At 66.8% G+C, this 4643-nt stretch carries 6 protein-coding genes; 2 read left to right on the forward strand and 4 right to left on the reverse strand.

Features of this window, described 5'->3' with window-relative positions; all coding sequences use genetic code 11:
- Positions 1–100: 100 nt before the first annotated feature.
- From VIR09_RS15670 to VIR09_RS15680, 3 genes are read right to left on the reverse strand one after another with little or no spacing between them, the layout of a single operon-like run.
- A complete protein-coding gene (locus VIR09_RS15670; RefSeq protein WP_332013705.1) occupies positions 101–460 on the reverse strand; it encodes a pentapeptide MXKDX repeat protein in 360 nt (119 codons plus the stop codon).
- A gap of 34 nt (positions 461–494) precedes the next feature.
- Positions 495–1286: a molybdopterin-binding protein gene (locus VIR09_RS15675; protein WP_332013706.1), complete on the reverse strand. Its 792-nt coding sequence runs from the start codon at positions 1284–1286 to the stop codon at positions 495–497.
- Positions 1287–1296: 10 nt separating this feature from the next.
- Positions 1297–1929: a cytochrome b/b6 domain-containing protein gene (locus VIR09_RS15680; protein ID WP_332013707.1), complete on the reverse strand. Its 633-nt coding sequence runs from the start codon at positions 1927–1929 to the stop codon at positions 1297–1299.
- Positions 1930–2078: 149 nt separating this feature from the next.
- Between VIR09_RS15680 and VIR09_RS15685 the strand changes: the two genes are divergently transcribed.
- Both VIR09_RS15685 and VIR09_RS15690 read left to right on the forward strand, forming a co-directional pair.
- Positions 2079–2807, forward strand: a complete 729-nt coding sequence (locus tag VIR09_RS15685; RefSeq protein ID WP_332013708.1) for a response regulator transcription factor — start codon at positions 2079–2081, stop codon at positions 2805–2807.
- Positions 2804–4276, forward strand: coding sequence for a HAMP domain-containing sensor histidine kinase (locus tag VIR09_RS15690; RefSeq protein ID WP_332013709.1), 1473 nt, complete (start codon positions 2804–2806; stop codon positions 4274–4276). Before VIR09_RS15685 ends, VIR09_RS15690 begins: the two co-directional genes overlap by 4 nt.
- A gap of 46 nt (positions 4277–4322) precedes the next feature.
- On the opposite strand, the gene VIR09_RS15695 is transcribed toward VIR09_RS15690, so the two are convergent.
- On the reverse strand, positions 4323–4643 hold a 321-nt coding region (locus tag VIR09_RS15695; protein WP_332013710.1), incomplete at its 5' end, for a PEP-utilizing enzyme.

The raw sequence follows: 4643 nt of genomic DNA on the forward strand, positions 1-4643 counted from the left end.
GGCCAGGCCGGCGGCTATGGCCGCCGCGCCGCCCAGGCCCAGGAAATGCCTGCGGTCTAGTCTCATGACATGCTCCGGATCAGGGCTGCTCGGGTAGGTGCTATTTGCTCATGCCGTCCTTGGACATGCCGCCTTTCGACATGCCTTCCTTGGACATGGAATCCTTGGACATGCCATCTTTCGACATGCCGTCCTTGGACATCGAATCCTTCGACATGCCGCCCTTCGACATGCCGTCCTTGGACATGGAATCCTTGGACATGCCGTCTTTCGACATGCCGTCCTTGGACATCGAATCCTTGGACATGCCGCCCTTCGACATGCCGTCCTTGGACATGGAATCCTTGGACATCGAGCCGCCGCCCGTGGCGTCCTTGCTCATGTTGTCGGCGGCGTGGACGGCCGCGGCGCCGAAGGCCAGGCACAGGGACAGCGCGGCGGTGGTAGCGATTTTCTTCATGATGCGTTCCTTTATGGAGTATGAAAGATTCCACCTAGCTGCCGCCGAACCAGTTGTAGCCCTGGTCCTCCCAGTAACCGCCCGGGTAGGTGTTGGTGACGAAAATTGCCTGTATGTGCTTGGGGTTCTTGTAGCCAAGCTTGGTGGGCATACGCAGCTTCATGGGGAAGCCGTACTCTGGTGGCAGCGTCTGGCCGTCGTAGGTCAGCGCCAGGATGGTCTGGGGATGCAGCGCCGTGGGCATGTCTATGCTGGTGTAGTAGTCGTCGGCGCACTTGAAGCCCACGTACTTGGCGTTCAGGTCGGCGCCCACGCGCTTGAGGAAGGCGGAAAACGGCACGCCGCCCCATTTGCCGATGGCGCTCCAGCCTTCCACGCAGATGTGCCGCGTCACCTGGTCGATCTGCGCCATGGCGCGCAGTTCCTCCAGCCGCCAGCGGCGCTTGTCGGCGACCAGCCCGCTGACTTCCAGCCGGAACGATTCCTCGTCCACCTGCCGCACTTCGTCGATGCCGTAATAGGCGTTGAAGGGAAAGGGGCGCGTGATCATGGATTCGGAATAGGTGGGCGCCAGCTTGTTCGGGTCGAAGATCCAGCCCTGCACCCGGTCGTTCAAGCGCGAAACCGCCGTCAGCGCCTTTTCCACGCTTTCATCGTCCGACAGCGAGCAGCCCGACAGCATGGCCAGCCCGCCCAGGGTCAGGCTGTTGCGCAGGAAGGCGCGGCGCGAGGGTTGTTCGATGCGTCTTTCCAGGATTTTCCCGGCTTCCTTGAGGATGGCCGGGCCGTCCAGGCCGGGCAGGGAGGGGCGCTTGTGCTTGTTCACGGAGGGCTCCTTATTTGCCGCGGATCATGGCGATCAGGCTGCGCGGCACCAATGCCACCATCACCAGATGGACCGCCACGAAAGCCGTCAGCAAGGCCATGGCGACGAAGTGCACGCGGCGCGCGGCCTCGTATCCGCCCATCAGCTCGCGCAGCAGGTCGAACTGCACCGACTTCCACAGCACCAGCCCGGACAGCACCAGCACGGCGATATCGGCCATCACGAACAGGTAGGCCAGGCGCTGCACCTGGTTGTAGCGGCGCGGGTCGGTATGGGCGAGCTTGCCGCGCAGCGCCGCGGCCAGGTCGGCGGCCAGGCCGCGGGCGCTCAGCGGGAAGAACTTGCGCCAGAGGCGGCCGGTGGCGAGGTTGAGCGCCAGGTACAGGACGCCGTTGAAGAACAGCAGCCACATGCCGGCGAAGTGCCATTGCAGGGCGCCGCCCAGCCAGCCGCCCAGCGTGATTTCCCGGGGAAACACGAAGTCGAACAAGGGCGAGGCGTTGTAGATGCGCCAGCCGCTGGTGACCATGATGACCACGGCCAGGGCGTTGAGCCAGTGCATGATGCGCAGCCAGCCCGGATGGATGGGGGAGTTTTCCGGCGGCATGGGCGGCGTGTCGTGGCTTGCGGGAGTGGCCAGCATGGCGGGGCTCCAGGAGGGCTTGTTGTCGTTGGAGCCATTCTTCTCCGGGGCCGATACCGAAGTCCTCACGCAAACTTAAATTAATTGTGATAACTCGGCGGCGCGGATTGGCGACAATAGGCGCATAGCCCCTTTAGAGTTACCCGCCCATGGACACGCCCCGACGCGTACTCATCGTCGAAGACGACGCCCACATCGCCGAACTGCTGCGCCTGCATCTGCGGGACGAGGGCTATGCGGTCGAGCATGCCGCCGACGGCCATGAAGGCATGCGGCGGCTGGAGGAAGGCAGCTGGGACGCCCTGGTGCTGGACCTGATGCTGCCCGGCATAGACGGCCTGGAAATCTGCAAGCGGGCCCGCGCCATGGCGCGCTACACCCCCATCATCATCACCAGCGCGCGCTCCAGCGAGGTGCACCGCATCCTGGGCCTGGAGCTGGGCGCGGATGACTATCTGGCCAAGCCGTTTTCCATGCTGGAGCTGGTGGCGCGGGTGCGGGCGCTCCTGCGCCGCAGCGAGGCGCTGGAGCGCAATGCGCGCATCGATGCCGGCAGCCTGGCCCTGCATGGCGTATCCATCGATCCGGTGGCGCGCACGGCCGAGGTCGACGGCCGCCGGCTGGACCTGACGCCGCGCGAGTTCGACCTGCTGCACTTCTTCGCGCGGCATCCGGACAAGGTTTTCTCGCGCATGGACCTGCTGAACCAGGTGTGGGGCTACCAGCACGAAGGCTACGAACACACGGTCAACACCCACATCAACCGATTGCGCACCAAGATCGAGGCGGACCCGTCCGATCCGCAACGCATCCTGACGGTCTGGGGCAAGGGCTACAAATTCGCCGCGGGACCGGCCGGCGCGGGAGGCGCATCATGAAGCGGTTCACGCTCACCCAACGGCTGTCCGCCGTGTTCGCGCTGCTGCTGCTGGCCTGCTGCGGCGCCTCGGCCTGGCTGCAGATCGCGGCCAATTCCCGCTACGAGCAGGAGGTGGTGCAGCGCCTGTCCAGCGGCCTGGCGCAGCACATCGCGGGCGCCAATGAATTGATGGACACCAACGGCTGGAAGCCCGCCGCGGTGCGTTCGCTGTTCGACATGCTGATGGCGGTGAATCCGGCGGTGGAGGTTTATCTGCTGTCCAACGACGGCCGCATCGTGGGCGATGCCGCGCCCGCCGGCCAGATCAAGCGCGACCGCGTAGACCTGGGCCCCGTCCAGCGCCTGCTGGCGGGCGAGATGCTGCCCATCACGGGCGACGACCCGCGCAGCCTGGACGCGCGCAAGGTCTTCAGCGCCGCGCCGGTGCGCGTGGGCGGACAGGAGAAGGGCTACGTCTACGTGGTGCTGCAAGGCCAGGCGCACGATGCGCTGGCGATGGCGGTGTCGCGCAGCTCCGTGCTGCGCACGACCCTGTGGTCCATTGCGCTGGTCGCGCTGCTGGGGCTGGTTGCGGGCCTGGCGGCCTTTGCCTTGATCACGCGCCCGCTGCGTGGCCTGACGCGGGCCGTGCGCGCCTTCGACGGCGACGATGGGCAGGCCCTGGCCGCGCTGGAGCGCCCCGGCGACGCCTCGGACCGCAATGGCGACGAGATCGCGGTGCTGCGGCGCAGCTTCGCGCAGATGGGCAAGCGCATCTCGGACCAGTGGCGCGAACTGACGCGCCAGGACCAGCAGCGGCGCGACCTGGTCGCCAACATCTCGCACGATCTGCGCACGCCGCTGACATCGCTGCACGGCTATCTGGAAACCCTGAGGCTGAAGGACCAGTCGCTGGATCCGGATGAACGCCGCCGCTACCTGGACATTGCCCTGGCGCAAAGCCGCAAGGTCGGCCGCCTGGCGCAGGAACTTTTCGAACTGGCGCGCCTGGAGTCCGGCCTGGTGCGGCTGGAGCCCGAAACCTTTTCCTTGCCGGAACTGGTGCAGGACGTGATCCAGAAGTTCGAACTGGCGGCCGAGGCCCGCCAGCAGCGCCTGACCACCGATATTCCGCAGGAGCTGCCGCCGGTGCGCGCGGACCTGGGCTTGATCGAGCGCGTGCTGACCAATCTGCTGGACAACGCCATCCGCCATAGCCCGCCGGGCGGGCTGATCGAATTGCGGCTGGGCAGCGCGCAGAACCTGGTGCAGGTGCAGGTCAGCGATACCGGCGAGGGGATTCCGCAGGCGCTGCGCGCGGGGCTCTTCACGCGGGCCAGCGCCTTGAACCGCGGTCCGGGCGATGGCGGCGGTCTGGGACTGGTGATCGTGCAACGCATTTTGCAGCTGCACCACAGCGAGATCAGGCTGGTGGACAACGCCGGATCGGGCGCGGTGTTCCAGTTCGACCTGGCTGCGGCGCGTTAGCGTTCTGGCCCTGCGGCACAGGACGCCAGGAGGCGCTGGGCGGCGTTTACTCGCCGTGAGCGCCCGGGTTGGCAGCGCGAGCCAGCCGCCGTACCGTGCCGCGCGACGCGTCCACCTCCAGGACGTCGCCCGTAGTGACCTGCCGCATGATGCCCTGCACATTGACCACCGCCGGGATGCCGAACTCGCGCGCCACGATGGCGCCATGCGACAGATAGCCGCCTGCCTCCATGACGAGAGCGCCGGCTCGCAGGAACAGCGGCGTCCAGGCCGGGTCGGTGGACGCGGCGACGAGGATGCCGCCCGCCGGCATGACCAGGCCCTCGGACGGCGTGCGGGCGATGAAGGCGCTTGCCTGCGCATGGCC

This window comes from Achromobacter sp. (genome assembly GCF_036567245.1).
Classification (GTDB): domain Bacteria; phylum Pseudomonadota; class Gammaproteobacteria; order Burkholderiales; family Burkholderiaceae_B; genus Achromobacter.

Excerpts from the sequence above, each read along its gene's own strand:
- VIR09_RS15670 (WP_332013705.1), bottom strand. The coding sequence starts at position 460 with ATGAAGAAAATCGCTACCACCGCCGCGCTGTCCCTGTGCCTGGCCTTC.
- VIR09_RS15680 (WP_332013707.1), bottom strand. The coding sequence starts at position 1,929 with ATGCTGGCCACTCCCGCAAGCCACGACACGCCGCCCATGCCGCCGGAA.
- VIR09_RS15685 (WP_332013708.1), top strand. The coding sequence starts at position 2,079 with ATGGACACGCCCCGACGCGTACTCATCGTCGAAGACGACGCCCACATC.
- VIR09_RS15690 (WP_332013709.1), top strand. The coding sequence starts at position 2,804 with ATGAAGCGGTTCACGCTCACCCAACGGCTGTCCGCCGTGTTCGCGCTG.